Origin of the sequence: Photobacterium chitinilyticum, from assembly GCF_004104355.1 — a bacterium.
Taxonomy (GTDB): Bacteria; Pseudomonadota; Gammaproteobacteria; order Enterobacterales; family Vibrionaceae; genus Photobacterium; species Photobacterium chitinilyticum.
The window spans coordinates 1-751 of the sequence record NZ_RJLM01000111.1; the positions used below are offsets into that span (position 1 = coordinate 1).

A 751-nucleotide genomic window follows, 5' to 3' on the forward strand; every position below is an offset into this window, starting at 1 on the left:
CGTCAATTCCACCACACTCCATTCGAATTTACACTATACATATACACCACTGTGTCAAACACTCTCTTCACACATTCCACACGTCCTAACTCACGCACTCACTCCCTGATCACCTCATTCTCACCCACAACACATTTGACGCGTTGAATTGATCAACTGTCAGACTCGAAATTCCACTATGTTGTTTGACAACGCAGTTGGCGAATACCAACCAATTCTCCGTGCAAACACGCTCCTCAATCATCACCGAACTGATCGCACTATGTGGACATAGGGAACAAGACACACGAGTGCAATTCATCACCAGAATATTGCCAACAAGGGACTCAAACGTCTACCATGCAACTGCCTGACGACCAGTCAGTGTCGATGTAGACCGATGCAAAACTCGTCGGAACAAATCTCTGACTGATTCGACTGCATTCTGAACTAGATGAGTGGGTGATTAGTGGTGGTGTTGGTGTTGGTGTTGGTGTTGGTGGTGTGAAATTGGTATTGTAGTTGGTGWCAGTGTTTGTGTAATGGTGGTCATGCTAGTGATTGTGTTTGTTTTGTTGCTGGTTGTTGTGTGCGATGTGAGTTGGTATTGTGTTGTGGTATGGTCTGTGTGGGGTCGACGAATGTCGCCTCCGTGGCGCAACCGGTTAGCGCGTTCGGCTGTTAACCGAAAGGTTGKTGGTTYGAGCCCACCYGGAGGCGCTTCCCACTTCTGACGAAACACATCAACAACATCAACACTCGCTTCGTCACA

1 tRNA gene is annotated in these 751 nt (G+C 47.7%); it reads left to right on the top strand.

From position 1 onward, the window contains the following. Positions 1–625 precede the first annotated feature (625 nt). Positions 626–699: transfer RNA gene (locus EDI28_RS28180), tRNA-Asn, on the top strand. Positions 700–751 lie beyond the last annotated feature (52 nt).